This window comes from Amycolatopsis sp. NPDC089917 (assembly GCF_040684635.1).
Lineage (GTDB): Bacteria > Actinomycetota > Actinomycetes > Mycobacteriales > Pseudonocardiaceae > Amycolatopsis.
On the sequence record NZ_JBFBGL010000001.1, the window covers coordinates 220881 to 244172 of the forward strand.

General features: G+C 67.2%; 22 protein-coding genes. 8 read left to right on the forward strand and 14 right to left on the reverse strand.

The features are described from left to right. Positions 1-74: 74 nt before the first annotated feature. Together AB0N89_RS01180 and AB0N89_RS01185 are read left to right on the forward strand one after the other, a co-directional pair. Positions 75-1469, forward strand: a complete 1395-nt coding sequence (locus AB0N89_RS01180) for a lysine 2,3-aminomutase (RefSeq protein WP_364198901.1) — start codon at positions 75-77, stop codon at positions 1467-1469. A gap of 417 nt (positions 1470-1886) precedes the next feature. Beyond that, on the forward strand, positions 1887-2663 hold the full coding sequence (locus tag AB0N89_RS01185; RefSeq protein WP_364198903.1) for a hypothetical protein: 777 nt from the start codon (positions 1887-1889) through the stop codon (positions 2661-2663). Between the two features lie 137 nt (positions 2664-2800). Here the strand turns inward: AB0N89_RS01185 and AB0N89_RS01190 are convergent, their stop codons facing one another. The 4 genes from AB0N89_RS01190 to AB0N89_RS01205 are packed head-to-tail and all read right to left on the reverse strand — an operon-like array spanning position 2801 to position 4673. Beyond that, positions 2801-3076, reverse strand: coding sequence for a hypothetical protein (locus tag AB0N89_RS01190; protein ID WP_364198904.1), 276 nt, complete (start codon positions 3074-3076; stop codon positions 2801-2803). Next, positions 3057-3719 (reverse strand): hypothetical protein, encoded by a 663-nt coding sequence (locus AB0N89_RS01195; RefSeq protein WP_364198905.1) that lies wholly within the window; start codon positions 3717-3719, stop codon positions 3057-3059. Before AB0N89_RS01195 ends, AB0N89_RS01190 begins: the two co-directional genes overlap by 20 nt. After that, the gene (locus AB0N89_RS01200) at positions 3716-4333 is read right to left on the reverse strand and encodes an RNA polymerase sigma factor (RefSeq protein WP_364198906.1); all 618 of its coding nucleotides are present in this window, start codon (positions 4331-4333) and stop codon (positions 3716-3718) included. Before AB0N89_RS01200 ends, AB0N89_RS01195 begins: the two co-directional genes overlap by 4 nt. Beyond that, positions 4314-4673, reverse strand: coding sequence for a hypothetical protein (locus AB0N89_RS01205; protein WP_364198908.1), 360 nt, complete (start codon positions 4671-4673; stop codon positions 4314-4316). The genes AB0N89_RS01200 and AB0N89_RS01205 overlap by 20 nt, the downstream gene beginning before the upstream one ends. A 513-nt stretch (positions 4674-5186) precedes the next feature. Here AB0N89_RS01205 and AB0N89_RS01210 point away from each other — a divergent pair. The 4 genes from AB0N89_RS01210 to AB0N89_RS01225 all read left to right on the forward strand — a co-directional run bounded on the left by AB0N89_RS01210 (position 5187) and on the right by AB0N89_RS01225 (position 9381). Beyond that, positions 5187-6533 carry an aminotransferase class I/II-fold pyridoxal phosphate-dependent enzyme gene (locus tag AB0N89_RS01210; protein WP_364198910.1) on the forward strand — a complete coding sequence of 449 codons (1347 nt, stop codon included), beginning with the start codon at positions 5187-5189 and terminating at the stop codon, positions 6531-6533. After that, a complete protein-coding gene (locus AB0N89_RS01215) occupies positions 6526-7377 on the forward strand; it encodes a CoA ester lyase (RefSeq protein ID WP_364198911.1) in 852 nt (283 codons plus the stop codon). The genes AB0N89_RS01210 and AB0N89_RS01215 overlap by 8 nt, the downstream gene beginning before the upstream one ends. Continuing rightward, entirely contained in the window at positions 7374-7898 is a 525-nt protein-coding gene (locus tag AB0N89_RS01220; RefSeq protein WP_364198913.1) for a MaoC family dehydratase, read from the forward strand. Before AB0N89_RS01215 ends, AB0N89_RS01220 begins: the two co-directional genes overlap by 4 nt. A 124-nt stretch (positions 7899-8022) precedes the next feature. Next, the gene (locus AB0N89_RS01225) at positions 8023-9381 is read left to right on the forward strand and encodes an MFS transporter (protein ID WP_364198915.1); all 1359 of its coding nucleotides are present in this window, start codon (positions 8023-8025) and stop codon (positions 9379-9381) included. Positions 9382-9421: 40 nt separating this feature from the next. Here the strand turns inward: AB0N89_RS01225 and AB0N89_RS01230 are convergent, their stop codons facing one another. Next, positions 9422-10567, reverse strand: coding sequence for a hypothetical protein (locus AB0N89_RS01230; protein ID WP_364198917.1), 1146 nt, complete (start codon positions 10565-10567; stop codon positions 9422-9424). Positions 10568-10577: 10 nt separating this feature from the next. Then, positions 10578-11741 (reverse strand): carboxylesterase family protein, encoded by a 1164-nt coding sequence (locus tag AB0N89_RS01235; protein WP_364198919.1) that lies wholly within the window; start codon positions 11739-11741, stop codon positions 10578-10580. A 32-nt stretch (positions 11742-11773) separates the two neighbouring features. Between AB0N89_RS01235 and AB0N89_RS01240 the strand changes: the two genes are divergently transcribed. Continuing rightward, positions 11774-12718, forward strand: coding sequence for a LysR substrate-binding domain-containing protein (locus tag AB0N89_RS01240; RefSeq protein ID WP_364198920.1), 945 nt, complete (start codon positions 11774-11776; stop codon positions 12716-12718). Here AB0N89_RS01240 and AB0N89_RS01245 read toward each other — a convergent pair. The 5 genes from AB0N89_RS01245 to AB0N89_RS01265 all read right to left on the reverse strand — a co-directional run bounded on the left by AB0N89_RS01245 (position 12708) and on the right by AB0N89_RS01265 (position 16954). Then, on the reverse strand, positions 12708-13703 hold the full coding sequence (locus AB0N89_RS01245; protein ID WP_364198922.1) for an amidohydrolase family protein: 996 nt from the start codon (positions 13701-13703) through the stop codon (positions 12708-12710). The two genes, AB0N89_RS01240 and AB0N89_RS01245, sit on opposite strands and share 11 nt — an antisense overlap. A gap of 1 nt (position 13704) precedes the next feature. Beyond that, positions 13705-14226 (reverse strand): 3-hydroxyanthranilate 3,4-dioxygenase, encoded by a 522-nt coding sequence (locus AB0N89_RS01250; RefSeq protein ID WP_364198924.1) that lies wholly within the window; start codon positions 14224-14226, stop codon positions 13705-13707. Further along, positions 14223-14651, reverse strand: coding sequence for a RidA family protein (locus tag AB0N89_RS01255; RefSeq protein ID WP_364198926.1), 429 nt, complete (start codon positions 14649-14651; stop codon positions 14223-14225). Before AB0N89_RS01255 ends, AB0N89_RS01250 begins: the two co-directional genes overlap by 4 nt. Beyond that, positions 14648-15415 (reverse strand): 4-oxalocrotonate decarboxylase, encoded by a 768-nt coding sequence (locus AB0N89_RS01260; RefSeq protein ID WP_364198928.1) that lies wholly within the window; start codon positions 15413-15415, stop codon positions 14648-14650. Before AB0N89_RS01260 ends, AB0N89_RS01255 begins: the two co-directional genes overlap by 4 nt. Positions 15416-15484: 69 nt before the next feature. Beyond that, positions 15485-16954: a 2-hydroxymuconic semialdehyde dehydrogenase gene (locus AB0N89_RS01265; protein WP_364198930.1), complete on the reverse strand. Its 1470-nt coding sequence runs from the start codon at positions 16952-16954 to the stop codon at positions 15485-15487. A gap of 225 nt (positions 16955-17179) precedes the next feature. Between AB0N89_RS01265 and AB0N89_RS01270 the strand changes: the two genes are divergently transcribed. Continuing rightward, positions 17180-18532 carry an MFS transporter gene (locus AB0N89_RS01270; RefSeq protein ID WP_364198931.1) on the forward strand — a complete coding sequence of 451 codons (1353 nt, stop codon included), beginning with the start codon at positions 17180-17182 and terminating at the stop codon, positions 18530-18532. A gap of 153 nt (positions 18533-18685) precedes the next feature. On the opposite strand, the gene AB0N89_RS01275 is transcribed toward AB0N89_RS01270, so the two are convergent. The 3 genes from AB0N89_RS01275 to AB0N89_RS01285 form a co-directional block, all read right to left on the reverse strand. Then, a complete protein-coding gene (locus tag AB0N89_RS01275) occupies positions 18686-19171 on the reverse strand; it encodes an acyl-CoA thioesterase (protein WP_364198933.1) in 486 nt (161 codons plus the stop codon). 803 nt (positions 19172-19974) lie between these two features. After that, positions 19975-20964: a 2,3-diaminopropionate biosynthesis protein SbnB gene (sbnB, locus tag AB0N89_RS01280; protein WP_364198935.1), complete on the reverse strand. Its 990-nt coding sequence runs from the start codon at positions 20962-20964 to the stop codon at positions 19975-19977. 78 nt (positions 20965-21042) lie between these two features. Further along, entirely contained in the window at positions 21043-23280 is a 2238-nt protein-coding gene (locus tag AB0N89_RS01285) for a lantibiotic dehydratase (RefSeq protein ID WP_364198937.1), read from the reverse strand. Positions 23281-23292 lie beyond the last annotated feature (12 nt).

Sequence of the window (23292 nt, forward strand, 5' to 3'; positions counted from 1 at the left end):
AAGACAGGAATATTTACGTCGTCCGAACGATGTGACAGGATATTTTCACGCGTTTCCGACGACGAGGAGTACAAGTGACTGCGATCCAGGAACCGACCTCGCCGGTGGCCGCCTACGATCAGCCTTACGACTACACCCGAGTCGAGCTGATCGAACCCGACTGGCGCCGCTTCCCCGGCTGGCACGACGTGACCGAGGCAGAGTGGCGTGACGCGCAGTGGCAGCGCGTTCACTGCATCCGCAACGCCAAGCAGCTGCGCGCCTTGATGGGCGATCAGCTCGAGGAGCGCTTCTACGAGGACATGCTCGCCGACCAGCGCGAGATGGCCACGATGTCGATGCTGCTGCCGCCGCAGATGATCAACACGATGGCGCCCAACGCGGGCACCGACCCGGCGAAGGTGACCGAGGCCTGGTACGCCGACCCGATCCGCCGCTACATGCTCCCGGTGCGCAGCGACCGCGACACCGAATGGCCGAGCCACCCGCACTCCGAGCGGGACTCGCTGCACGAGGCCGAGATGTGGGTCGTGGAGGGGCTGACCCACCGCTACCCCACCAAGGTCCTCGCCGAGATGATCTCCACCTGCCCCCAGTACTGCGGGCACTGCACCCGGATGGACCTCGTCGGCAACTCCACCGAACAGATCGAGAAGCACAAGCTCTCGCTCAAGCCGGTCGACCGCCAGGACGCGATGATCGAGTACCTGAAGAAGACCCCCGGCGTGCGTGACGTCGTGGTCTCCGGCGGCGACGTCGCCAACGTGCCGTGGCCGCAGCTGGAGTCGTTCCTGATGCGGCTGATGGACATCGACACCGTCCGCGACATCCGGCTCGCCACCAAGGCGCTCGCCGCCCTGCCGCAGCACTGGATCCAGCCGAAGGTCGTCGAAGGCCTCGAACGCGTCGCCGGCACCGCCCAGCGCCGCGGCGTCAACCTCGCGATCCACACCCACGTCAACCACGCGCAGTCGGTCACCCCGCTGGTCGCCGAAGCCGCCCGCACCGCGCTCGACGTCGGCGTCCGCGACGTGCGCAACCAGGGCGTACTGATGAAGGGCGTCAACGCGACCCCGGCGGACCTGCTGGACCTCTGCTTCGCGCTGCAGGGCGAAGCGAACATCCTGCCGTACTACTTCTACATGTGCGACATGATCCCGAACGCCGAGCACTGGCGGGTTTCGGTGCACGAGGCGCAGGAACTGCAGCACGCGATCATGGGCTACTTGCCCGGCTACGCCACGCCGCGCATCGTCTGCGACGTGCCTTATGTCGGGAAGCGGTGGGTGCACCAGCTCGCCGACTACGACCGCGAACTCGGAATCTCCTACTGGACCAAGAACTACCGGACCGGCATCGAGCACGAGGATCCCGAAGCCTTGCAGCGCCGCTACCCGTACTACGACCCGATCTCGACCCTCCCCGAGGCCGGTCAGCGCTGGTGGCGCGACCAGCCCCCGATGGCCTGACCGGCCAGCAGGCCCCGGAGGGGGCGTTCAGGCTCATGTGCGAGCTTTGAACGCCCCCTTCGCCGGCAGGGAAACATCTCGCGCCGCCCGCACGACGAAGGGAACCGCGCGCCGGATCCGAGGCTGCACGGCCCCCTTTATCGTGTTACTGACTGCTAGCCGTCGCGGTTCGCCACCTGGATCACCCTCCTCGATCGAGCTGCCGGACTCCCCAGTGTCGGCCACAGCGCCAGGGACGGCACAGGCCCCGAACGAGGGAGAAATCGGTCGGCTGCCTGATCCTGACCACGGGCAGGCGATCGACGACATCCGCCGCACCTGCGTGGCCAAGCAGGACATAGCCCACCGGAGATACGGCACAGTGAGGTCATGCGGAGAGCGTGGGTAGGGATCTCGGCCGCCGCAGCGTGCGCGGCGATGACGGCCATTCTGCTGCTCGCGGGAAACCTGGAGATGCTGTCCTGGATAGCCGGTGCCGGCTCCTTCATCATCGCGGTCCCGTCCCTCGTCCTGGCCCTGACCAGCCACTCCGGTGCCGGCGGCGATTCGACGATCCACCCGAGCCCGGGGACCGAGGCGCCCGATTCAGGACCAGCGCACCGCCCCGGCACCGGCACGGTGGCGGTGGAGCTGACCACGCGCCGCATCCGAACCGCGAACCGGCTGTCCCACGCGGCCGAGGGTGCGGGCCAGGGCTTCGCCGCGATCATCGTGCCGGTCGTCGTGGTCGGCTTGTTCGACAGTGCCACCCGGGCCGCCGTCCACAGGTCCCCGATGACCTTCTTTCTGCTGGCTGTGGGCGTGGCCGCGTTGGTGGCCTTCCTGGCTTGGTTGGCTGCTCCAGGCGGCAAGGATCTGCTCATCGTCAACGACGAGGGGCTGACCATCATCGACAAGCGCCATATCCGCTACGGCGACACGTCGTTCACGATTCCCTGGCCGCTGATGGAACGTGTCCGGCTCCTGTCTTCCACGCAGCCCGCCTTCTCCATCCTGATCGTGCAGTTCAGGAGCGGGGAATCCGAGTTCGAAGCGTCGCGGATCAGTGCTTTGGAGAAGCGGGGAGAGTCCACCTCGGACGGCCACATCATGGCCCGGCTGTACGTGGCCTCGGGCGGCACGGAACGTACGGAACTGCTTGTTCGGGCGCGCAGGGCGCTAACCGAATTCGGAGGCCATCGCTACGCCGAGTAGTTCAAGGCGGAGGTCGCTCGCTCCGTCTCTTCTCGTTGGACCGGCCCGCCGAGGATCTGCCCGGGAATCGCGTCGGACGCCCGGATGCTACTGACGCCGCTTCCGAAAGCTGCCGAGCACTCACGATGCCCACGGTGCTAGATCAACCGCAGCTCGCTCATATCGTCGCGACCCTCATCTCGAATGAAAATTCTCCCGCCGTCGGAATTGACTTGTTCCAGGTAGCTGTAGAGCTGGGTCGCCCTGTTTATCACATCCGTTGTTGAATGTCCGGTGATCTCTGTGGATTTTTCTAACGCGCGCACAGCTCGCGGAGTCAGGTTTACGGTAACGCGCGTCAATTCGCCAGCACCGCCTGCCGTTTGCGCACGGGTGTGAGAATCCTGCACTTTGTTAGCCGGAAGCGTGCTCATCGTCGCTGTCCTTTCTGGGCTTGCCCTTCGATCGCGCGGCCTGGCCTCGGAGCAGGGCGAGATTCACGAGGTAGAAGGCGAGTGTGGCTGCGCTTGCCGCCACAGCGGCTATCAGTTCCGGCATCCCGGCGACAAGGGCGACCCCGGCGACGACGGCGGCTGAGAACAAGGCAGTGCCGGCAGCGAGAGCAGAAGCGCCAGTCAGCTTCCGCGTTTCACCAGTCTGCGGCGTGACGAATTCTATTCTGACGGCCTTGAGGTCCGCGAGTTCACCAGCGCTCAGGGGGCGGCGGCTCAAGACAAGGAAGGAATCCTCGCTCGGCCCGTCCTCGTACTCGGTGACGTCGACATACATCTGGCCGGATTTCAGCCTGGTCCCGCGCGCGGATAGCGCGACAGGTGCAGTCAGTGGCACCGAGTCGATACGCAGATCGGCGCCGAGCACCTCCACCATGGAGCCAGAGCGTGATGCGCCGACGGACGCCACGCCCAGGACCATGTCGGCCTCGTCAGCTCCGTCGCCGGTGTCCTGGACGCCGTGGCCGGCGGCGCGTAGCCGGTCGAGCCCTCGCTCGATGTCGAACTCCGCTTCGTAGCTTCCTGGCATCCGGGAGAGCTTGGCGTCCAGATCATCGTCACTCATTCGGCTTCTCCTCCCATCTTTCTCGTGTGCGGGGAGTAGAACTTCTTAAGAGCGGTGCGCGCTTGCGACAGGTGGAAACGCACTGTGCCTTTGTTGATTTCCAACGCTTCGGCGATCTCGGCATCCGCCATGCCCACGAAGTATTTCATGCGCACGATCGTTCTCTGGCGTGGAGGAAGTGTCTCCAGGGCTATCGCGAGCATGTCGACGTCGTCTTTCCGGGCGTGTTGATCGAGAACGCGTTCGAACGCATCGTGGCTGGCTTCATCCACTTCTTCCATGCCCGCTTCGGCGTGGGGCCGGTAGTTCCGCTCGGTGCTGTTCAACCACCTCACCCACCGGTTGTGGACCACAGCGATCACGAACTTTCTCGGATCTTCGACTGACCTGCCGTTATGAAGGTGCTTCCCGATCGCGAGGAAGGCCTCGTGAACAAGATCCTCGGCCGTCGCCGCGTCGGCGCCCCTGGCCCGGAGATAGTTGTATCCGGCGCCGGCGTGCTCGGCGAACCAGCCCTCGAGCAGTGCGGCTGCCGCGGCGCCGAGGCGGGCCGTGATGTCCGCGTCGGACCGAGGGGACGACGCCTCCGGCAGGTCATCGCTCGGACGTTCCATTGCCCTGTTTCAGCTGCAGAAGTTCCCCGGCCTGCTCCACCTGAGCCCGAACGCTGCCCGGCTCGCCATCGACCGGCCTGACGATCATTCTGACCCGGTCTGCTTCCCGGTCGAGCCACACACCGCCTCCGGTCCCGAGTTGACGCAGGACCACTTCCGCCGTTGCCCGGTCCTCCTTCTCCCGCGCCAGCCGGTAGCGCCCCTTGACCCACTCCTGGAGCACGCCACAGCCATTCCGAAAACCCCGGAACAGGCTTCCTATCGTGATCACACCGTTCTCCCAGATGTCCAGCCGCCGGGCGTTGTACCCTGCTGCTCGTATAGAGCAGGGCAGGTCCATTTCTGTTTGGTTGGCTGACAAACCGCCTGGTCAGGTGAGCCGCGGCGGAAGCGCCCTGCGAGCTCCCGGCTTGCGATTCGAGCCCGGCCGGCGCTGAGCCGGGGCAGGGTGGCACAGAGGTCGCCTGGGGCACGCGGCGAGACCCAAGAGATCAGACCTGCTGACCCGCGCGGTGCGGCCGAAGTCGTGTCAGGGGCGCCTCGGCGACGGGGTCCGGCCATTCGTCTGCCCGAACGTGCACGGTTGTCTGTCCGTCCGGAAACTGTCGCGCTGCGACATTCGTATGACCCATGCACCGAGCCGCCCGTCGAGAACATGCGAAGATTTTTATCGTCACGACCACGTCTTTGTCGAACGAATGCTTCTTACCAGGTAAGACGCCACAAGCGAGCGGCGCGTGCAATTAATTCGGCGTGCATATCCTCCACTTGAAACAGGTCAACATGACTGGCGTCACAGTCTTGCCGTCTCGGTTCCTTCGGATGATCCATGCCACGCTTGCCGGGTGTTGGCGTGAAGGTCATCCAGCTGTGCGCGCTGTCGGCCGGAGATCGATGCGCAGCCGCGGCCCACAAAGGAAACCGCTTCTGGCGGATGGCTGCCGGAGAGTCTTGTCAGAAAGGACGAAATGCGATGAGCGAGGCGGAAACCCACGGCCCCCGCTTGTACCGCAATACCGAGAAGATGATGGCCTACAGCCTTCCGAACTGGACGGCGGCCGAAGACGCCGGTCTGATCGCCCTGCACGCCACAAGCAGCCCTGACGGGTCGCTTGTCGAGCGCTCAAGTGGTCGTCAGTTCATCAATATGAGCTCGTATTCCTACCTGGGTCTCAATCGCCATCCGGCCGTGATTCAGGGCGCGATCGACGCGCTGCGCGAGGAACAGATCATTGAGCTGGGCATCGCACCGACGCGCATTCAGTCGTCGCTGATGTATGACGTCCAGGAGCGATTCTCGACGCTGTTCGACGCGCAGTGCTTCCTGGCGATCTCCTGTTCTGTGGCCACAGCGGCGCTGCTACCACTGGTCACCTCGGGGGCGCTGATCGACGGCAAGCCGAGAGTCACCGTCTTCGACAAGCGGGCCCACTTCTGCATGGACCTGATGAAGCCGGTCTGTGCCGACGAGGCGCCAGTGTTCATCAGCCCGTACAACGACATGAACTACCTCGAAGACCTGTGCAAGAAGCACCCTCGGGTGGCGTACATCGCCGATGGGGCGTATTCCACCGGCGGCATGGCCGACATGGATGCCCTCCTCGAGTTGCAGGACCGGTACGGGCTGTTCCTGTGGCTGGATGACTCCCACGCCATGTCAGTGATAGGCACCAAGGGCGAGGGCTTCGTGCGCTCACGCGTGGATGAACTCAATCCGCTGACCCTCATCACCGGCTCGCTGGTCAAAGGCTTCGGATGCACCGGCGGGATCATCATGACCGGTCGCCAGGACATCGGGCGCATCGTCAACACCATGGCCGGCCCCATGTGCTGGTCGCAGACGATGAGTACGGCCAACCTCGGCAGCGTCCGGGCCTGCATCGACATCCATGAAGGCCCGGAGCTGGCCCTGCTCCAAGGGAAGCTGCGGGAGAACCTCGCCTACTTCGACCAACGCGTTCCCACCGCCCAGACCGGCAGTCAGATGCCGGTTCGCATGCTGATCCTGGGAGACCCGGGTCTTTCCGTCAGCCTGTCCAATACGCTGCTGGACAACGGCTTCTACGTCGCGCCGGTGTACTTCCCGACCACCGCCCGGGGCAAGGAAGGCCTGCGGGTCATGATCCGGGCCGACGTCGAACGGCCGGACCTGGAGCGGTTGTGCGACCTGCTCGACAAGCACGTGGTGCCCCATGGCTGACACTTCGTTACTCGATGCTCCGTTGTGCCGGAGTCTGCTGGTCACGTCCGCGCTACGCGTGGACCGATTCCGCCAGGGCCGTGCCAGTGGAGCCGATGTCAACCTCATCGACCTCGAAGACGCTGTCCCGGCCGGTGAAAAGACGCGGGCCCGGCAGGCGTACCTCAAGTTGACCAGCGAGGATCTGCCTGAGGTCTTGGGGGTGCGGATCAACGGCCTCATGACCCGGGACGGGCTGGAAGATCTACTGGCGATCTGTGACGCGGAGATCGAGCCGGTGATCATCCACATTCCGAAAACCGAAACCGCTGAGCAAATCGAGTTGGCCGATCGGATCCTCACCGCCGCAGGCCGCGCCTCGACGGTGTGGGCGGTGATCGAGACGTCCAACGGGGTGGCCAACGCGAGGGCGATCGCCTCCTCGAGTCCGCGGCTGAGCGGGCTGGTGTTCGGCCTGGCCGATTACGCCGCTGAGATCGGCGCGTCCCTGGCGTGGGAGAGCGTGCTCTATGCGAGGTCGCAGGTGGTCATGGCCGCCCGCGCCGCCGGGATCCAGGTCATGGACGCTCCCACCTTCGATCTCGACGACGTCGGACTGTTGCGCACCGAGGCGCGCCGGTCGGTGGACATGGGCTACACCGGCAAGGTCGCCGTTCACCCACGGCAAGTGCCGATCATCAATGAGATCTACAGCCCCACGGCCGAAGCGGTCACGTGGGCGCAGCAGGTGGTGGAGAAATTCGACGCCTCCTCGAAGGGCATCCACACCGTAGACGGGCTGATGGTGGGGCCGCCGTTCCTCAAGCGGGCCCAGGCGATTCTCGAACTCCAGGGGATGATGTGAAATCCGTACCGTTCTTCGAAGATCTGGGTGGCGGGCGCTACCGCGAAAACAAGGGCCTGTTCTACGAGCAGTTCGACGTCGGCGACATCATCGAACACCGGCCGGGCCGGACGATTACCGAGACCGACAACGTGTGGCAGTCCCTGATCTCGCTCAACAATCATCCCCTGCACATCGACCACGAATACGCCCGCCACACCGAGTTCGGCAAACCCTTGGTTTCGAGTCTGGTGACGCTGTCCATCGTCGGGGGGATGTGCACCAACGGCACCAGCGCCAAGGCGATCGCCAACCTCGGCTGGGAAAGCATCCGCTTGCCCAACCCGGTCTTCGTCGGCGACACCTTGTATGCCGAGACGACCGTGGTGGCCAAGCGGCGGTCGAAATCGCGCCCCGAAGCCGGGATCGTGACCTTCGAGTCCAGAGGACTCAAGCCTGACGGCACCCTGGTGATGATCTTCACCCGGTCAGCGCTCATCCCCCTCGGCGAGGCCGTCGTCCGCGATGCCTCGATCATCTGATCCGGCGATGAGCTCCACCTCCGCCGGCGCGCCACGGCATGGCAGTCCAGCTACCGGCGGCGGTGCGGTTGTACGCGATGACATGACCGGGCCCCGGCGGCAGCGCCGGACGTGGGTCATGCTCGTGGCGCTGCTGACCGGGATGATCGTCCTGCCGATCTCGCAGACCTCGCTCCTGCCACTGCTGCCCTCTCTGGCACGGGACTTCGGGGTTTCAGCGGCCGACATCAACTGGCTGATGATCGCCAACCTGGTGGCATCGGCAGTACTCACACCCCTGCTCGGGCGCCTCGGTGACCTCTACGGGCACAAGCGCCTCCTGCTGCTGGCGCTGCTGGGGCCCGTGGCCGGATCCCTGTTGGCGGCGCTGACACATTCCTTCGCCCTGCTCGTGCTTGCCCGCGTCCTGCAGGGTGCCACCGCCGGGGTGTTCCCGCTGGCGGTGGGCATCATCCGCACTCACCTTCCTCGGCCCGCCCGGGGCATGGCCTTGGTCAGCACGAGCATGGGCATCGGCAGCGGGCTTGGCGTACTGGCCGGCAGTGCGCTCATGACCGGGTGGGGGTATCAGGCGATCTTCTGGCTGCTGTTCGCCCTCAGCCTGGTGGCACTCCTCGCCGTATCAAGGGCCGTTCCGGCGGACCGCGTGACCGGCCACGCCCGCGGCGTCGACCTCCTCGGTGCCCTCACACTGGTCACCTGGCTGTGTGCGCTGCTGATCGCAATCAGCAAAGGCAACACCTGGGGCTGGAGCGATACTCGCATCCTCGGCCTGATGCTCCTCACCGTCATGGGCATGGGAGCGTGGATCACCGTCGAGCGCCGCGTGCGCCACCCCTTGGTCGACCTGACCATGCTCACTCGGCGCACGGTCGCCTTTACCGGCATCGCCGCAACCCTGACCGGGTTCGGCATGTACGGCTCTTTGATCATGGTCAGCGAGTTCGTCCAAACACCCCAAGAGACCGGATTCGGCTTCTCCGCCACTGTGCTGGGTGCCGGTCTGATGCTGTTGCCCAGCTCCCTGGGCAACCTGGCCGCCGTCCCGCTCGGCCTCAGGATCGGACCGCGCCAGTGCCTGATCACGGGTGGTGTGGTGAGCGCTGTCGCCATGCTGCTCGTGATCATGGGTCACGAGCACCGCGTCGCCGTCTACCTGGCCAGCGCCATCATCGGTCTCGGCACGGGCCTGGCCTTCACCGCCATGCCCATCTGTATCAACATGGCGGTACCAGCCGACCAGACCGGTATCGCCAACAGTATGAACGTCGTTTTCCGCACCATCGGTTCAGCGACGGCCAGCGCCGTCATGGGTGCCATCCTCGTCAGTAGCCACAGCCAGCACGTCGTCCCGACCTTGGGTGCCTACCAGGCCGCCTTTCTCCTCACCGCCCTCGGATTCCTCACCGCCGGCCTGATTCCCCTGGCCATCCGGGCTCCACGCCATCAAGCCGGGAGGGTGTCGGCCGTGAAAGTTCGTTAGCGAGCGACCGGATCCGCCGGAACGGGTGTGTGGCGGGCCTTCAACCGTGACGGCTGAGCACGTCGGCAGCTTGCTCCAAGACGGTGACGATCTCTTCGACACTCAGCCGCACCACCCCTTCGCGGTCGCCGACGTGCTCGATCCGTGAACGCAACCGGTACCGGAGTGTGCCGTCGGCGTGCAACTCCGCGTCCAGGTCGTCGGTGGTCGGACCCCAGTACGCGAAATCCGGTGAACGCCCGGCTCGGTAGCGGGCGGCGTCCGACCGCAGCGAGTGGACGAACTGCGGCACGTAGGCCATGTTGTCGAACGGAGTCGCGACAGCACCGTCCAGCCACAGCGTGCAGACACGAAGCCGATCCCCGCCAGGGTCGGCCGGTCCGATCTCCAGTGCGATACGTGACCGGTCGCCGACGAGGACTTCCGTGGCACACCAACGGGAAACGTCGAAGTCGAAGTCGAGGGCTGCGGCCACGGCGTCCAGGGTGGCCGCGGTCTCGTCCTCGTCAAGCGCGATCAGCTCAGGCAGCTCGCCGAACCCCAACTGCTCCAGCGCGGCGCGCAGATTCGGGTAATCGGGCGCTCGATCGGGATAAGTCGCGTACACGCCGATGTTGCGCAGCGACGGCACATGCGACCGATCCGGACCGCGCAGCGTGACGCCGCCCAGGAACACCCGCGCGGCCCGGTGATGAGGCGCGACATAGTCCGCGGGCCCCAGCTTCACGGCGAAGCTCCCCCGGTCGCCGTAGAGTCCCGCGGACCGTGTGCCGAACGCACTCAGCACCTCATCGGCAACAGCACGCCAACCAGCCGGATCGTCCCCGGTAATCCGCGCGAATCCACCGTCGGCCATGAGGTCGGGCCGTTGTCCGGCCAGTCCGCGCAGACTTTCGCCGCTGCGCCGGCGCACCAGCGGCTCCCGGTCCGACATCCCTCGACGCAACGCCGCCAGCGAACGCGGGGTGGCCGGTAGTGCCCGCAGCATCTCGGCCGCGGCGACCCGATCGTCCCGCTCGCCGAAACCCTCCAGCACCGCGGCCACCTCGGACACATACTCGTCGTCGCCGGTCGCCTCCCACGCCGCCTGCGCGGCAAGGGCCCGGGCCAAACCCCGAGCCGAGGGAAGAGCGGACCGGAGGGAAGCGACCGTCTCCTGAACGAATTCGCTTCCGGCGTCGCCCACGCGCATGAGCCTAACCGAGGCCGAACCTGATGGGGTGACCCGCGACCGGAGTGGGGTCAAGGGTGCCAGTGCGGGCGAAGGTCGCCCAGACGGCGCGGAGTGCGGCACCGAAGGTGTCGATCTCCGGCCACGGGACCTTACCGAGCATCGGGCTGTCCTGCCAGGCCCGCTGGGTGCCGAACAGCAGCGGCAGTTCCAGACAGTGGGTGGCGCCGAACTCGGATCCCTCGGGCCGCCAGTCCAGGCGATACGACCGGACGACGGCTCCGGCCTCGCGAAGCCGGTCACCGAGGGCGGTCAGTGGTTCGAGGTAGATCTCGTCGGTGCCCTGGGCGCCGGGAAACGCGGTCATGTCGTCGGCGTTCCAGCCGTACAGCACGTCGAGGTCGCTCACGTTGTCCGCGAAGGACGCCTTGTCCAGCGTGTCCACCGGAACGAACGCGGGTTCCATCGGGTCACCGGTGAGCCGAAGGTTGGTCAGCGCGGTCTCCCTCTGCGCGGCGAGTATTTCCGTGATCGCGGCGGTGCGCGGGTCGCTGCCGAGCGCGTCGGCGAACACCTGGCCGAGGCGCGCCGCATGCGCGGGCGGGCGAGTGGCGAGGCCGAGCGGCGCGCTCTGCAGGATCGCCCGCCGGAACAGGCCGCGTGCCTCGGGCATCTCCATCAGGAGCCGGATGGAGATGCCGCCCGCCGACTGTCCCGCGACCGTCACGTTGTCCGGGTCCCCACCGTAGGCCGCGATGTTGGCCCGCACCCAGCGCAGCGCTTCGAGCTGGTCGGCCAGCCCGAGGTTGCCGGGGCTGACCCCGTCCAGGTACAGGTAGCCGAGGGCGCCGAGCCGGTAGTTGACACCGACCACCACCAGGTCGCCTTCGGCCGTCAGCGCGCCGCCGTCGTACCACTCCAGCAACCCGCCACCGCTGGAGAAGCCACCGCCGTGGAGCCACACCAGTACCGGCCGGTGCCCGTCGTCCAGGCGAGGGGTGCTGATCGTCAGGTTGAGACAGTCCTCGCCCTGCGTGACGAGCTCGCGCGGCGGCCCCATCACGTGGTCCAGCCGGGACGGCGGTTGAGGGCTGCACTCCCCACTGGACGGCATCCGTTCCGAAACGGCGACCGGCGGAGCGAACCGCGCCGCCGTGGCATACCGGATCGATCCGGTTCGGACAGTCATGGTCATACGCACCTCGCGGATAGGATCGGCTGGTGTTCTTGCCTCGTCTGTTGGACGGCCGTCTGAAGTTCCGTCATCTCGTCCTGCTCGACGCGCTGGCCAGACAAGGCACCGTGGTCGGGGCCGCGGCCGAGTTGCATGTCACGCAGCCGGTGGCGACCAGGAGTCTGCATGAGCTCGAAGAGATCCTCGACGTGCGGCTGTTCGAACGCGGCCCGCGCGGCATCACCCCGACCGTGTTCGGCGAGGCGTTCACCGGGCATGCCCGCGCGGTGCTCGCGCAGCTCGAGCAGGCAGGGCGGCATGTCGCCGAGCTGGCCGACGCGGAGCGCGGCACGGTGGTGGTCGGCACCCATCTCGCGGGATCGAACATGTTGCTGCCTCGTGCGATCGCGGCGATCAAGACCGAACGGCCGTACCTGACCGTCGTGGTACGGGAGGGTTCTCCCGAAGCGCTGCTGGTGGAGCTGGAGGCCGGCCGGGTCGACCTGATCATCGGCAGGCTGACCGCGCCGTCGGACGAGCGGATCGAGCGACGCAAGCTGTACGACGAGTCGGTGGATCTGGTGGTCCGCACCACGCATCCGCTGGCGGGCGCGACCGGCGTCGAGCTGGCCGACCTCGCGGAGTATCCGTGGATCCTGCCCGGAGCGGAGACCGCGCTGCGCCGTGAGCTGGAGCAGTTGTTCACCCGTAACGACTTCCCGCTACCGGCGAACCGCGTGGAGACCACGTCGTTCCTCACTGTGCGGCAGCTGCTGCTGGAAACCGATGTGATCGCCGCCCTGCCCAGCTTGATCACCAAGGACGATCCGAGGATAACCAGGGTCGCGCTGGCACTGGAGCCCATCGGGCACAGCGTCGGACTCACCCTGCCCGCCCAGCGCACGCTCAGCCCGTCGGTGGAGGCGCTGATCCGCAGCCTGACCGACGTCGCCACCGGCATGTCGCATCAGGATCGCCCGATCACGCCGTGAAGAGGAAGCGTTCGGCGTTCCCGCTCGTGATCAGCTGCCGCTCGGTCTCGCTCAGGAAGCCGCTCTTGCGCACCACCTCGCCGACCGGACGTTCGCCGAGCGGGTACGGGTAGTCACTGCCGACCATCACCCGCTCGGCGCCGAGCGTGTCCACGAGCAGCCGCAGTGCCCGCTCGTCGAAGACCACCGAGTCGACGTGGAACCGATCGAGGTAGTGCGACGGCGGGAACTCCGAGGTGCCGATCACGTCGTTCCGCCGATGCCAGGCGTTCTCCATCCGGCCGAGCCAGAACGCGAACGACCCACCGCCGTGCGCGAAGCAGATCTTCAGGCTCGCGTCGATCCTGTCGAACACCCCGCCGAGCACCAGCGCCAGGATCGACAGATGCGTCTCCGCGGGCATCGCGGTCAGCCATCGCGCCATCCACCGGTCCAGCCGGGGCGAGTCGGCCATGTCCCACGGGTGCACGAACACCGGGACCCCGAGCGACGCGCAATGCTGCAGGAAGGTTTCCACCCCCGCGCTGTCCAGGTCCCGGTCGCCGACGTGGTTGCCGATCTCCACCCCGCGATGCCCCGCGGCCAGGCAGCGTTCCAGTTCACGGCACGCCGCGTCGGTGTCCTGCAACGGGACCTGGCAGAACGGGATCAGCCGGTCGGGTGCCGGTGCGACGATCTCCAGTGCCAGGTCGTTGAAGATCCGGGCGACCCGGCTCGCCTGCTCGCCGGTCCGGCCGTAGTTGAAGAAGGCGGGCGTCGGGGAGACCACCTGGGTGCGCACGCCATCGGCGTCCATGTCCAGCAGCCGGGTCTCCGCGTTCCAGCAGTCCGCGCCGATCCGGCGGAACTCACTGCTCCCCATCATGATCATCGCCTCGGACTCGGTTTCCGCGCGCAGCCACGGCGCGTCCGGCCCGGCGTCCGCGCGCAGATCCGGCCAGCCGTTCGGCACGTAGTGCGTGTGGATGTCGATCAGGCCGGTCATCTCAGCCCTTCCCAGGGTGGAGTGCGCCGCAGCCGCCGCAGGTGCGAGCCTGCTCGTCGCCGTAGAAGGCGGTGAAGACCGGCGGCAGATCCTCGACGATGTCGCGCACCTGGAGTTCCACTTCGTGCACCAGCGAAGCGCATTCGAGGCAGTACCACTGGAACTTCTCCAGAGTGCCCTCCTCACGGACGCGTTCGATGACCAGGCCGATCGAGTCGGCCTCCGGGCGCTGGGGCGAGTGCGGGATGTCGCCCGGCAGCAGCCACGTGTCACCTTCGGAGATCCGGATGGTCTTCTGGCCCTCGTCGGTCATGATGTTCACGTGCATGGCGCCCTTGAGCTGGTAGAACCATTCCTCGTAAGGGTCGACGTGGAAATCGGTGCGCTGGTTCGGCCCGCCGACGACCTGCACGATGAAATCGCTGCCGAGCGCCATGGTCCGGTTGTTCACCGGCGGCTTGAGCAGATGCTCGTGCTCGGCGATCCAGGCCTGGAAATTGACGACCTCGGGAATACCGGTCATCGCGGAACCTCCGTGTCTTTGGGTAGATGAGCGATTGCCTGGATTTCGATCAGCAGATGCGGATGCGGCAACTGGTGGACCGCGACCGTCGTGCGGGCAGGGCCGGTTTCATCGAAGTACTCGCCGTAGATCTCGTTGTAGCCGCCGAAATCGTTCATCGATACCAGGAAAGTGGTGATCTGAGTGATGTCGGAGAGATCGGCGCCGACCTCGCGCAGGATGCCGCGGAGGTTGTCGATCACCGCGCGGGTCTGCGCCCGGATGTCCAGGTTCGTGGTGCCGAGTTCGTCCACCTCGACGCCGGCGAACGTGTTGTCCGGGCGGCGAGAGCTGGTGCCGGACACGAAGATCAGGTCTCCCGCGACCTTCACATGCGGAAACCGGCCCCTCGGTTTCGCCCGTCCGGGAATCACGAGCCCGCTCATGCCAGCCCCCGCACCGAAACCCGGCCGAGTCCGGCGATGTCCGCCTCGGCGACGCCGGGCGCGAACGGCACCGCTTCGGTCGCCGCTCCGGCCAGCACCACCTGCCCGGCTCGCAACGGGATGTCCCGCTTCCGGCAGAGCTCGACCAGCGCGTGCAGCGCGCGCACCGGATCGCCGAGGATCGCCGCCGTCGAGCCGATCACCTCGCGTTCCCCGGAACGGATCCGCACCGCCCGGTCAGCCACTTCGCCGAACGCGCGCCAAGGGCCGAGCACGAACCCGGCGGCCGAGGTGTTGTCCGCGACCACATCGGTGTGGGTGAACCGGAAATCCCGGTACCGGGAGTCGATGATCTCGATCGCCGGGGCCATCGCGTCCACCGCGGACTCCACGTCGAACGCGGGGTCGGTGAGGTCGACGTCGCGAGCCAGCCGGTAGGCGACCTCCGGCTCCACCTTGGGATGGATGAAGCCCGCCAACGAGACCTCGCCGCCGTCGGCGATCCGCATCGCGCCGGTGAGCCTGCCGGCGATCACTTCGGACACGCCCATCTGCGCCATCTTCGCCTTGCTGGTCAACCCCAGCTTGATCCCGAGCACCCGCTCGCCACGACTCTCCCGGCGGGCCACCAGCGCGGCCTGGACGGCGTACGCGTCGGCGATGTCCAGCTCGTGATCGTCGGCGAGGCTCGGGATGTCCGCGCAGGTGGTCTGTGCGGTGTCCAGCCGATCGGCGAGCGCCGAGATCTCCGCGATGGCCGTCATGTGCCGCTCCCTGCGCCAGGTCGAGTACGACGTTCTGCTGTCATTGAGCCTCCTCTTCGATCGGCGCGGTCACAGCCGCACGCACACATTCGTCGGCTCGGTGTAGAAGTGCAGCGAAGAGGCGCCGCCCTCCCTGCCGATCCCGGAAAGCCCCATCCCGCCGAACGGCGAGCGCAGGTCGCGCAGGAACCAGGTGTTCACCCAGGACATGCCGACGTGCATGGCCTGTGCGACGCGGTGTCCCCGACGCAGATCCTGTGTCCACACCGAGGAAGCCAGCCCGTATTCGGTGTCGTTGGCCAACGCGACAGCCTCGTCTTCGGTGTCGAACGGGATCAGCGCGGCCACCGGGCCGAAGATCTCCTCCCGCACCGGCCGGTCCTTGTTGGTCAGGCCGGTCCACAGAGTCGGCTCCAGCCACGAGCCGCCGTCGAATCCCGGGCCCATCTCGGGGATGCCGCCGCCGGTCAGGGTTTCGGCGCCGGCCTCTCGCGCCAGTGCGAGGTAGTCCAGCACTTTGAGCCGGTGCTCCGGAGAGATGAGCGGGCCGGTGGTCGTCCGCTCAGCCGACGGGTCGCCGAGCCGCAGGCCGCGCGCCCGTTCCACCAATCCGCCCGCCACCTCTTCGAAGACCGGACGCTGCACGTACACCCGCTCGGTGCACAGGCACACCTGCCCGGTGTTCGCGAACACGGACCGGGTAAGCCCGGCGAGCGTCTCGTCGAGGTCCGCGTCGTCGAACACGATGGCGGCGTTCTTCCCGCCGAGTTCGAACGACACCGGCCGGACCCGTGGCGCGACCGTGCGCATCACCTGGGTTCCCGTGGCCGACGAGCCGGTGAACGTCACCCCGTCGATGCCGGGATGCTCGGTCAGGTACTGCCCCGCCGAGTCACCCCCGAACCCGTGCACCACGTTGTAGGCGCCCGCGGGCAATCCGACTTCGGCCAGCACCTCGGCCAACAGGGTCGCGGTGGACGGGGTCTGGTCGCTCGGCTTGACCACGACCGCGTTGCCGCAGCCGAGCGCGGGTGCGACTTTCCAGGTCAGCAACAGCAGCGGCAGGTTCCACGGCACGATCACCGCGACCACGCCCAGCGGCTTGCGCACCGCGTAGTTCAGCGCCTGGGCCCCACCGGGCAGATCGGTGACGAACGATTCCTGGCCGGCGGCCGCGATCACGTCGGCGAACGTACGGAAGTTCGCCACCGCACGGGCCACGTCCAGTTCGCGGGCCTGGGTGACCGGCTTTCCGGTGTCAGCGACCTCGGCCGCCACGAACTCCTCGAACCGGTCCTCGATCCGATCGGCCGCCCGGCGCAGTAACGCGGTCCGCTCCCGCACCGGAGTGTCCGCCCAGCCATCGTGCAACGCGGCGCGTGCGCCGACTACCGCGCGGTGCACCAGCTCCCGGCCGGCCTCGTGCACCCTGGCGAACTCCGTGCCGGTCGCCGGATCGACCGCCGGGAACCCCGGTCCGTCCGGCTCGGCGAACTCACCGTCCACGAAGTTGCGGATCCACCGCGCTGACTGCGTCATGCCGTTCACTCTGACCGGCCGCGCCATGCGGAACAAATGCGCATCTGCTCGCCAGCTATACCCGAAAGGGCATATCGCCTTCCGCGCTGCGCGCGGAGGCATACCTGTTTGGGCATATCAGAACGGCAATTCGGCATTTGTGGCCTATGCCTCACGGTGTCAGGCTTCTGCCCAATCGCCAGCAGCCGCGGTCGGCTGTCGCCAGAGTCGATTGGGTTTTCGCAGATGAACGCACCCGCGCCCCGCAGGATCGCCGCCGCCACGCTCGCCGGGACCACCCTTGAGTGGTACGACTTCTTCCTCTACGGCACCGCGTCCGCGCTGATCTTCAACAAGCAGTTCTTCCCCTCGCTGAGCCCGACGGTCGGCACCCTCGCCGCGTTCAGCACCTTCGCCGTCGGGTTCATCGCCCGCCCGCTCGGCGGCCTGGTGTTCGGCCACTTCGGTGATCGGATCGGACGCAAGTCCACCCTCGTGGTGTCGCTGATGCTGATGGGTATCGGCTCCACGTTGATCGGGTTGATCCCGAACTACCAGGCGATCGGCATCTGGGCGCCGATCCTGCTGGTCGCGATGCGGATCGTGCAGGGCATCGGACTCGGCGGAGAAGGGGCGGGAGCGACCCTGATGTCGATGGAACACGCACCCGCCGATCAACGGAACCGGTACGCCGGGTTCCCGCAGATGGGCACCCCGGCCGGCCTGGTGCTGGCGAACCTGCTGTTCCTCGGCAGCAGCGCGGTGATGCCCGCGAGCGCGTTCGCCACGTGGGGCTGGCGGATCCCGTTCCTGCTGAGCTTCGTGCTGGTCGCGATCGGCCTGATGATCCGGCTGCGGATCACCGAATCGCCGTCGTTCGCGCGGATGACCCGGAACGACCAGGTGGTCCGGTTCCCGCTCGGCGCGGCGCTCAAGGTCGGCGTCGGCAGGCTCGCGCTGACCCTGCTGGTCGGCGTGGCGAACTCGGCGGTCGCCTACGTGTTCATGGTCTTCACCCTGTCCTACGGAACCCAGAACCTCCACTACGACCGGCAGTTCCTGATCCTGTCGGTGACCGGATCGGCGGCGCTGTGGTTCGCCACCATTCCGATCTGGACCCGGATCGCCGACCGCCACGGCAGGCGCACCATGTTCGTCGCCGGATCCGCCGCGCTCCTGCTGTGGTGCCTCGCGTTCTTCCCGTTGCTGAACACCGGCGACACCGGGCTCGCGTTGCTCGCACTGGCGGGCATGGGACTGGTCGTCCCGATCACCCACTGCGTCCAGGGCGCGATCATCGCGGACACCTTCCCGGTCAACGTCCGGTTCTCCGGGATGTCGCTGCTGCTGCAGGGCGGCGCGATCCTCGGCGGCGGGCTCGCCCCGATGATCGCCACCGCGGTGCTCAACGCCACCGGCGAGACCACCGGCATCACCTGGTATCTGGTCGCGATCTGCGGCGTCAGCATGATCAGCGCGATGGCCCTGTTCCGCCTGACGCCTTCCCGTCCTGCGGAATCCACTGTGGACGGACCACGCGACCGCGACGCCGTCCCGCTGGCCATGAACACCCGTCCGGCCGGACGTGACGATCATTAAAGTCCGTCTCCACCGGTGAATCTCATGCCCCGGCGGCCGGAGCGGGTACGTGGCCAGGGCATGCCGCATGGCCGCCTCACCGTCTGCTCGACGGCGAGGCGGCCATGCTCGACATGACCTCGTCGCGTTCAGCTCAGGAGTCGACGGGGACCGTTACCCGGAAACGGTGCTCCGCTGCCGATGCAGGTCTTCGGATGACGACCGGGTCGCAGGCACCGGGGTCGCGGGCCGCGGTGTTCCGGTGGAGTCGATGGCCACGAACACCAGATCCGCCGAAGCCACTGGTGTCGGGGGCTCCGGGACGTCTTCAGGGCTGTCGGCCCACCCCGTCCAGTAGGTGGCGGTGACCTTCACGCAGACTTCGATCGAGGTGTTGTTGACCTGTTCGATCCGAGCGTAGGCATGCAGCAGCGCGCCTTCCTTGACCCGGTTCAGGAACTCCATCCGCTTCACCGCACGGGTGGCTGTCGGGCCGTTGCTGTGCTCGAGAGTGGCCACCCAAGCCGCGTGGTCGATCAGCCGGAAAATGACGAAACCGCTGACATCTCCCTGGTGGTTGAGGTCAGCCGACTGGGCAAGATGAGTCAGGGTGCACTTCGTCAGCGTTCTCGGTGAAAACCCTGGCGGGCTGTGGTTCATCTCGCTATCCTTCCGATCATGATTTGATTACTTGACTCAGGCGGCATGCCAGTGCCACAGGAGCCGGGAAATGCCAATCCAAGGCACGCCGCGGAGGTGACCGCGGAACAGTGCCCACCGTCGTCTCAGGGACGACCGGGCTGCCGAAAAATCCCCGTCGAACGCCGACGACGTTAATTCAAACGGCTTGTTTCTGGTTCAGGAATTACGTTAACCCGGTCACCGGATTTCGATAGTAAGTGCGGGCATCTCGCAGAGAAGAGTATCAACAGAGAGTCAGCGCCGCCAACTTACAGTAACAGCTTCACACGAACGGTGAGTCGCCCACGATGCGGAACCGACCGCCGTCGAGCGACGGAGAACGACAGTTCGGTCACGACTTCCGAACGTCTCCCGCATTCCCTTCGAGGTCAGGGATCCACCCACGCTCCCCGATCGGCGAGGCGGTCCCGGCTTTGGCGTCCGACCTGGGCGGGAATCGAAGTGTCGCCATTCACGGGGAATGCGCTCGACAACGATTAACCATGCGCCAAAAGCTATGCTTCGAGCAGTTCGGCATGCGAACGGGTGTTCGCCGTAGCCGAGACGATTCCCGAAGTCGTAATGATCCGGTCACGCCGATCGACTCATCCAGGGATCGGTCCGGAACCCGATCGGTGAGGTGGGAGAAGAGTGACTCACGGCGGCGAACAGGTGGTGAGGGACGGCCCGCCCGCGATCTGGTACGCGGTGCCGCCGAGGAATCCCCGGTTCGTCGGCCGCGAGTCCGTGCTGGCGCGGATGCGAGAGAACTTCTCGGGTGATCAGGAACCGAGGAAGTCGGGAACGTTTGTGCCCAGACCGCTTTCGCGGGCGCGCCGGTGGACGAGATCCGCGAGGGCGAGGTCCAGCGCGCCGAGGCCGAAAGGCGAGAAGACGGTGAGGGTGTCCGGGTCACGCCGGTAGCGATCGCCGTCGAGGAGGAGTTCGCCGAGCGAGTGGGCGATGAAGCCGCGATCGCCCGCCCGCTGCTCCGCGAGATGCAGTGACGTGGCGGCCCGGCAGACGTGGTCGGCGTCGTCGACGACGTTGGTGCTCGCCAGGATCGTCTCCGGGGTGAGGTCGCGCAACGACAGGTGCAGGATCAACGCCCCCGGCTGACAGCGCGAGCCGTCCAGGTGCGGGACCGTGGCACTGGTCGCCAGGCACACCAGCGGATGCGCGGCGACGGCGTCCTCGACCCTGGTGACGACGTCGACCTTCATCTCCGGCCAGCGGGTGGTGCACCGCTCCGCGAAAGCGCCCGCCCGCGCCTGGTCAAGGTCGAACACCGTGACCGAGTCCAGTTCGGCGTACAGGGCGCGCAGGAAAGTCAAGACCTCGAAGTTGATCACGCCTGCCCCGATGAGCGACACCCCGGAGCCGGTCGCGCCGAGGGTGGCCGCGGCGACCGCCGCGCTCGCCGCGGTGCGCCGTGCCGAGATGGTGGCCCCTTCGAGGAACACCTCGGGATGGCCGGTCCGCATCGAATTGAGGATGATCGCCGCCGACGCCCGGTCCATCCCGGCTTCGACGTTGCCGGGAAACGACGACACCCACTTGACGCCGGCGACCGGCGCTTCGGGCGTCTCCAGGTACGCGGGCAGCGCGATGATCCGGTTGCGTTCGTCGCCGGGAAAGCGCAGGAACACCGAGTGCGGAACGGCGGAACGGCCTTGGGTGTGCAGGACATAGGCCTTGCGCACGGCCGCCAGCACTTCTTGCTCCGCGCCGTCGAGGATCCGCCGGACATCGCCATGGGACAGGATCAGCATGCCGTCCAGCCTGACGGGCGGCGGCCGGGTTTCGGAGGGAAGAAAGCGCAGAAAACCCGGCCGGGATTCTCCGGATCGTCAGCGGTGCACACCGACGAAACGCAGTTCGGAGGTGTACCGATTCCCTTTGTCGTCGGTCAGCCACGCTTGTTCGGGAGACGGCAGCATCTCCGTGATCGACACCCGGCCGTCCGGATCCTGACGGGCCAATCGCCGCACCGCTTTGGCGAAGATGTTCACGTACACCGGAGCGTCGAAGTCCACATAGAACGGACGCGGCTCCCCTGGCGAAACCACGAAGACGAACCGCGGAAGTCCCAGTTCTGCGCGCCATCGGCGTGCCAGCACGAATCGCCGCGCCTCGGACTTCTCAGCCCCGAAGCCCAACCTTGCCACCGGAACCGACCACGACTCCCGGGCCACCACCAGCTTGTCCACCGTCACCCGGGGCGAATGGTCCGCGTCGGGCATGATCCGGAACAGGTCCATCGCCAATGTGGTCAGCACGTGGCCGAACGCGTCGAGTACGTCGAACTCCGCGCCGTCGGGTAACACGGCGATCAGCCGCTCGCCGTGTGCTTCCACCCGGACGTCGGCGCTCAGCACCGCCCGGTCCCGCTCCGGAGCGATTGTATGGTCCACCAAGGCCACGCAGTAATCCTCGTGCCGGTCCAGCGAATAGCGGATCCTGGCGGAGAGCCGGGACTTGTGTTCCTTGGGCAGCATCGGCAGCAGACGCGGGCCGGGGAAGTCGGCGGCTGTCTCGTCGAGCAGTTCGCCGCGTGCCGGGTGCTGGTGGACGAAGAGCGAAGCGCCGAGGGTGTTCGACGCGACGTGCAGTTCGCCGAGCACCCAGCCGGGATCGGCGCCGGGGACGACGAACACGTCGGGACTGAGGTAGCGGGCCATGGCCCAGCCGGGGGCCGGGTCGCCGAACTCGTCCCGCACCCGGTCCGCGATGTCCACACCGGACACCCGGACGCGCCGGGCCCCGTCGGGGATGTCGAGGATGCGCGCCCACCGGCCGGCCAGCTCCCGGCGAAGGGATGCGGCCTCGGCCACCGCTGAACCGTGCAGGATCGGCATGCACGCGAACCAGAACGAGGCCAGGTCGACGGGCCCGGCGGCCGCGAGGCCGGTGTGGACCTTCCGCGCGTGGCTCAGCACCGTGTCGGCGAGCCGCGCTGTCAGCCAGGTCGCGCTGGTCAGCAGCAGGTCGAGCGGGGCGAGCTCGGCCATCAGGCCGGTACCGAGCCGCGCTCGCGCCGCCCGGACACAGTCCGAGTAGACCAGGCCGCGGCAGGGGGCGGTGTTCGCGCCCTTGGCGCGAGTGGCCGCCGAGCCGGTCGCGGCCGTGAAGTCGCTCTCCAGCGCGGCCAGTCCGGCCGGGAGTTCCCCGGCGGTCGACGTCCGGACCCGATCACGACCGCGTTCCAGCTCGTCCAGCCGGGTGAGCCACTGCTCCCTCAGCCCGGATTCACCGACGGATGCCAGCCAGCTTCGCAGGAACCGTTCGGGATGCGCGCTCGCCGGGACGTCCAGACGCCAGACGACCACCTTGAGCCGCACCAGCTCCGTCACCGCGGCGGCCACGTCGATCGCCGGGCCCAGTTCCCGCTGGATCCGCCGCGCCGAACGGACCCCGTCGCACAGTTCGAGAACAGGGCGGAGTTCCGCGGGAATCACCTGGGGCGGCCTGCCCGGCAGGTGAGCCAGGTCGCCGGTCACCCGGACGAAGGGCACCCGGCGGGGCGCCACCCAGTTCCGCGTCCGCGGATCGTCGCCGATCGCGCGGGCGACCGCGTCGACAGCCCAGCCGGCGAAGTAGACGTTCGACGTCGTGATCAGCCCGGACCCGGGATCGACCTCGATCCCGTTCGCCGACTCGTCCCATCGGCCCCAGCCCACCGGGCCGAAGAAACCGATCGTGTCGTTCTTCACGCAGAACCGCTGCCAGTACTGCGCGACCACTTCCTCACGCTGGCGGGGTTTGCTGGTCCGGCCCGACACCGACGGCTCCCACGTGAGGAAGGACTCGACGCCGGTTCGCCAGATGGTGGAGTTCTGCCACTCGACCGCGGCCCGGAATTCCGGCGCGGACGCGATCCCCTGGAGCTCCACAGCCGTTTCCACCGCCGTGGTCGCGAACTGTTTCTCGAACACGTCCCACCCCGGCCCGGACAGCCCGGCGTCGAGCCGGTCCGCGGCCGCCGCCAGTCCTTCCTCCGCGAGCCTCAGCACGCCCGCCGCGGGGAAACCCGCGCCCCGCACCGCGAACTGGTCCCACAGCCGCCATTTCCCGCTCAACCAGACCATGTCGGCAACGCT

Coding starts and splice junctions, on each gene's coding strand:
- AB0N89_RS01190 (WP_364198904.1), bottom strand. CDS start 3,076: ATGAGCACGCTTCCGGCTAACAAAGTGCAGGATTCTCACACCCGTGCG.
- AB0N89_RS01235 (WP_364198919.1), bottom strand. CDS start 11,741: ATGACTGTCCGAACCGGATCGATCCGGTATGCCACGGCGGCGCGGTTC.
- AB0N89_RS01215 (WP_364198911.1), top strand. CDS start 6,526: ATGGCTGACACTTCGTTACTCGATGCTCCGTTGTGCCGGAGTCTGCTG.
- AB0N89_RS01245 (WP_364198922.1), bottom strand. CDS start 13,703: ATGACCGGCCTGATCGACATCCACACGCACTACGTGCCGAACGGCTGG.
- AB0N89_RS01270 (WP_364198931.1), top strand. CDS start 17,180: ATGAACGCACCCGCGCCCCGCAGGATCGCCGCCGCCACGCTCGCCGGG.
- AB0N89_RS01250 (WP_364198924.1), bottom strand. CDS start 14,226: ATGACCGGTATTCCCGAGGTCGTCAATTTCCAGGCCTGGATCGCCGAG.
- AB0N89_RS01205 (WP_364198908.1), bottom strand. CDS start 4,673: ATGGACCTGCCCTGCTCTATACGAGCAGCAGGGTACAACGCCCGGCGG.
- AB0N89_RS01265 (WP_364198930.1), bottom strand. CDS start 16,954: ATGACGCAGTCAGCGCGGTGGATCCGCAACTTCGTGGACGGTGAGTTC.
- AB0N89_RS01195 (WP_364198905.1), bottom strand. CDS start 3,719: ATGAGTGACGATGATCTGGACGCCAAGCTCTCCCGGATGCCAGGAAGC.
- AB0N89_RS01275 (WP_364198933.1), bottom strand. CDS start 19,171: ATGAACCACAGCCCGCCAGGGTTTTCACCGAGAACGCTGACGAAGTGC.
- AB0N89_RS01200 (WP_364198906.1), bottom strand. CDS start 4,333: ATGGAACGTCCGAGCGATGACCTGCCGGAGGCGTCGTCCCCTCGGTCC.
- AB0N89_RS01260 (WP_364198928.1), bottom strand. CDS start 15,415: ATGACGGCCATCGCGGAGATCTCGGCGCTCGCCGATCGGCTGGACACC.
- AB0N89_RS01185 (WP_364198903.1), top strand. CDS start 1,887: ATGACGGCCATTCTGCTGCTCGCGGGAAACCTGGAGATGCTGTCCTGG.
- sbnB (WP_364198935.1), bottom strand. CDS start 20,964: ATGCTGATCCTGTCCCATGGCGATGTCCGGCGGATCCTCGACGGCGCG.
- AB0N89_RS01285 (WP_364198937.1), bottom strand. CDS start 23,280: ATGGTCTGGTTGAGCGGGAAATGGCGGCTGTGGGACCAGTTCGCGGTG.
- AB0N89_RS01255 (WP_364198926.1), bottom strand. CDS start 14,651: ATGAGCGGGCTCGTGATTCCCGGACGGGCGAAACCGAGGGGCCGGTTT.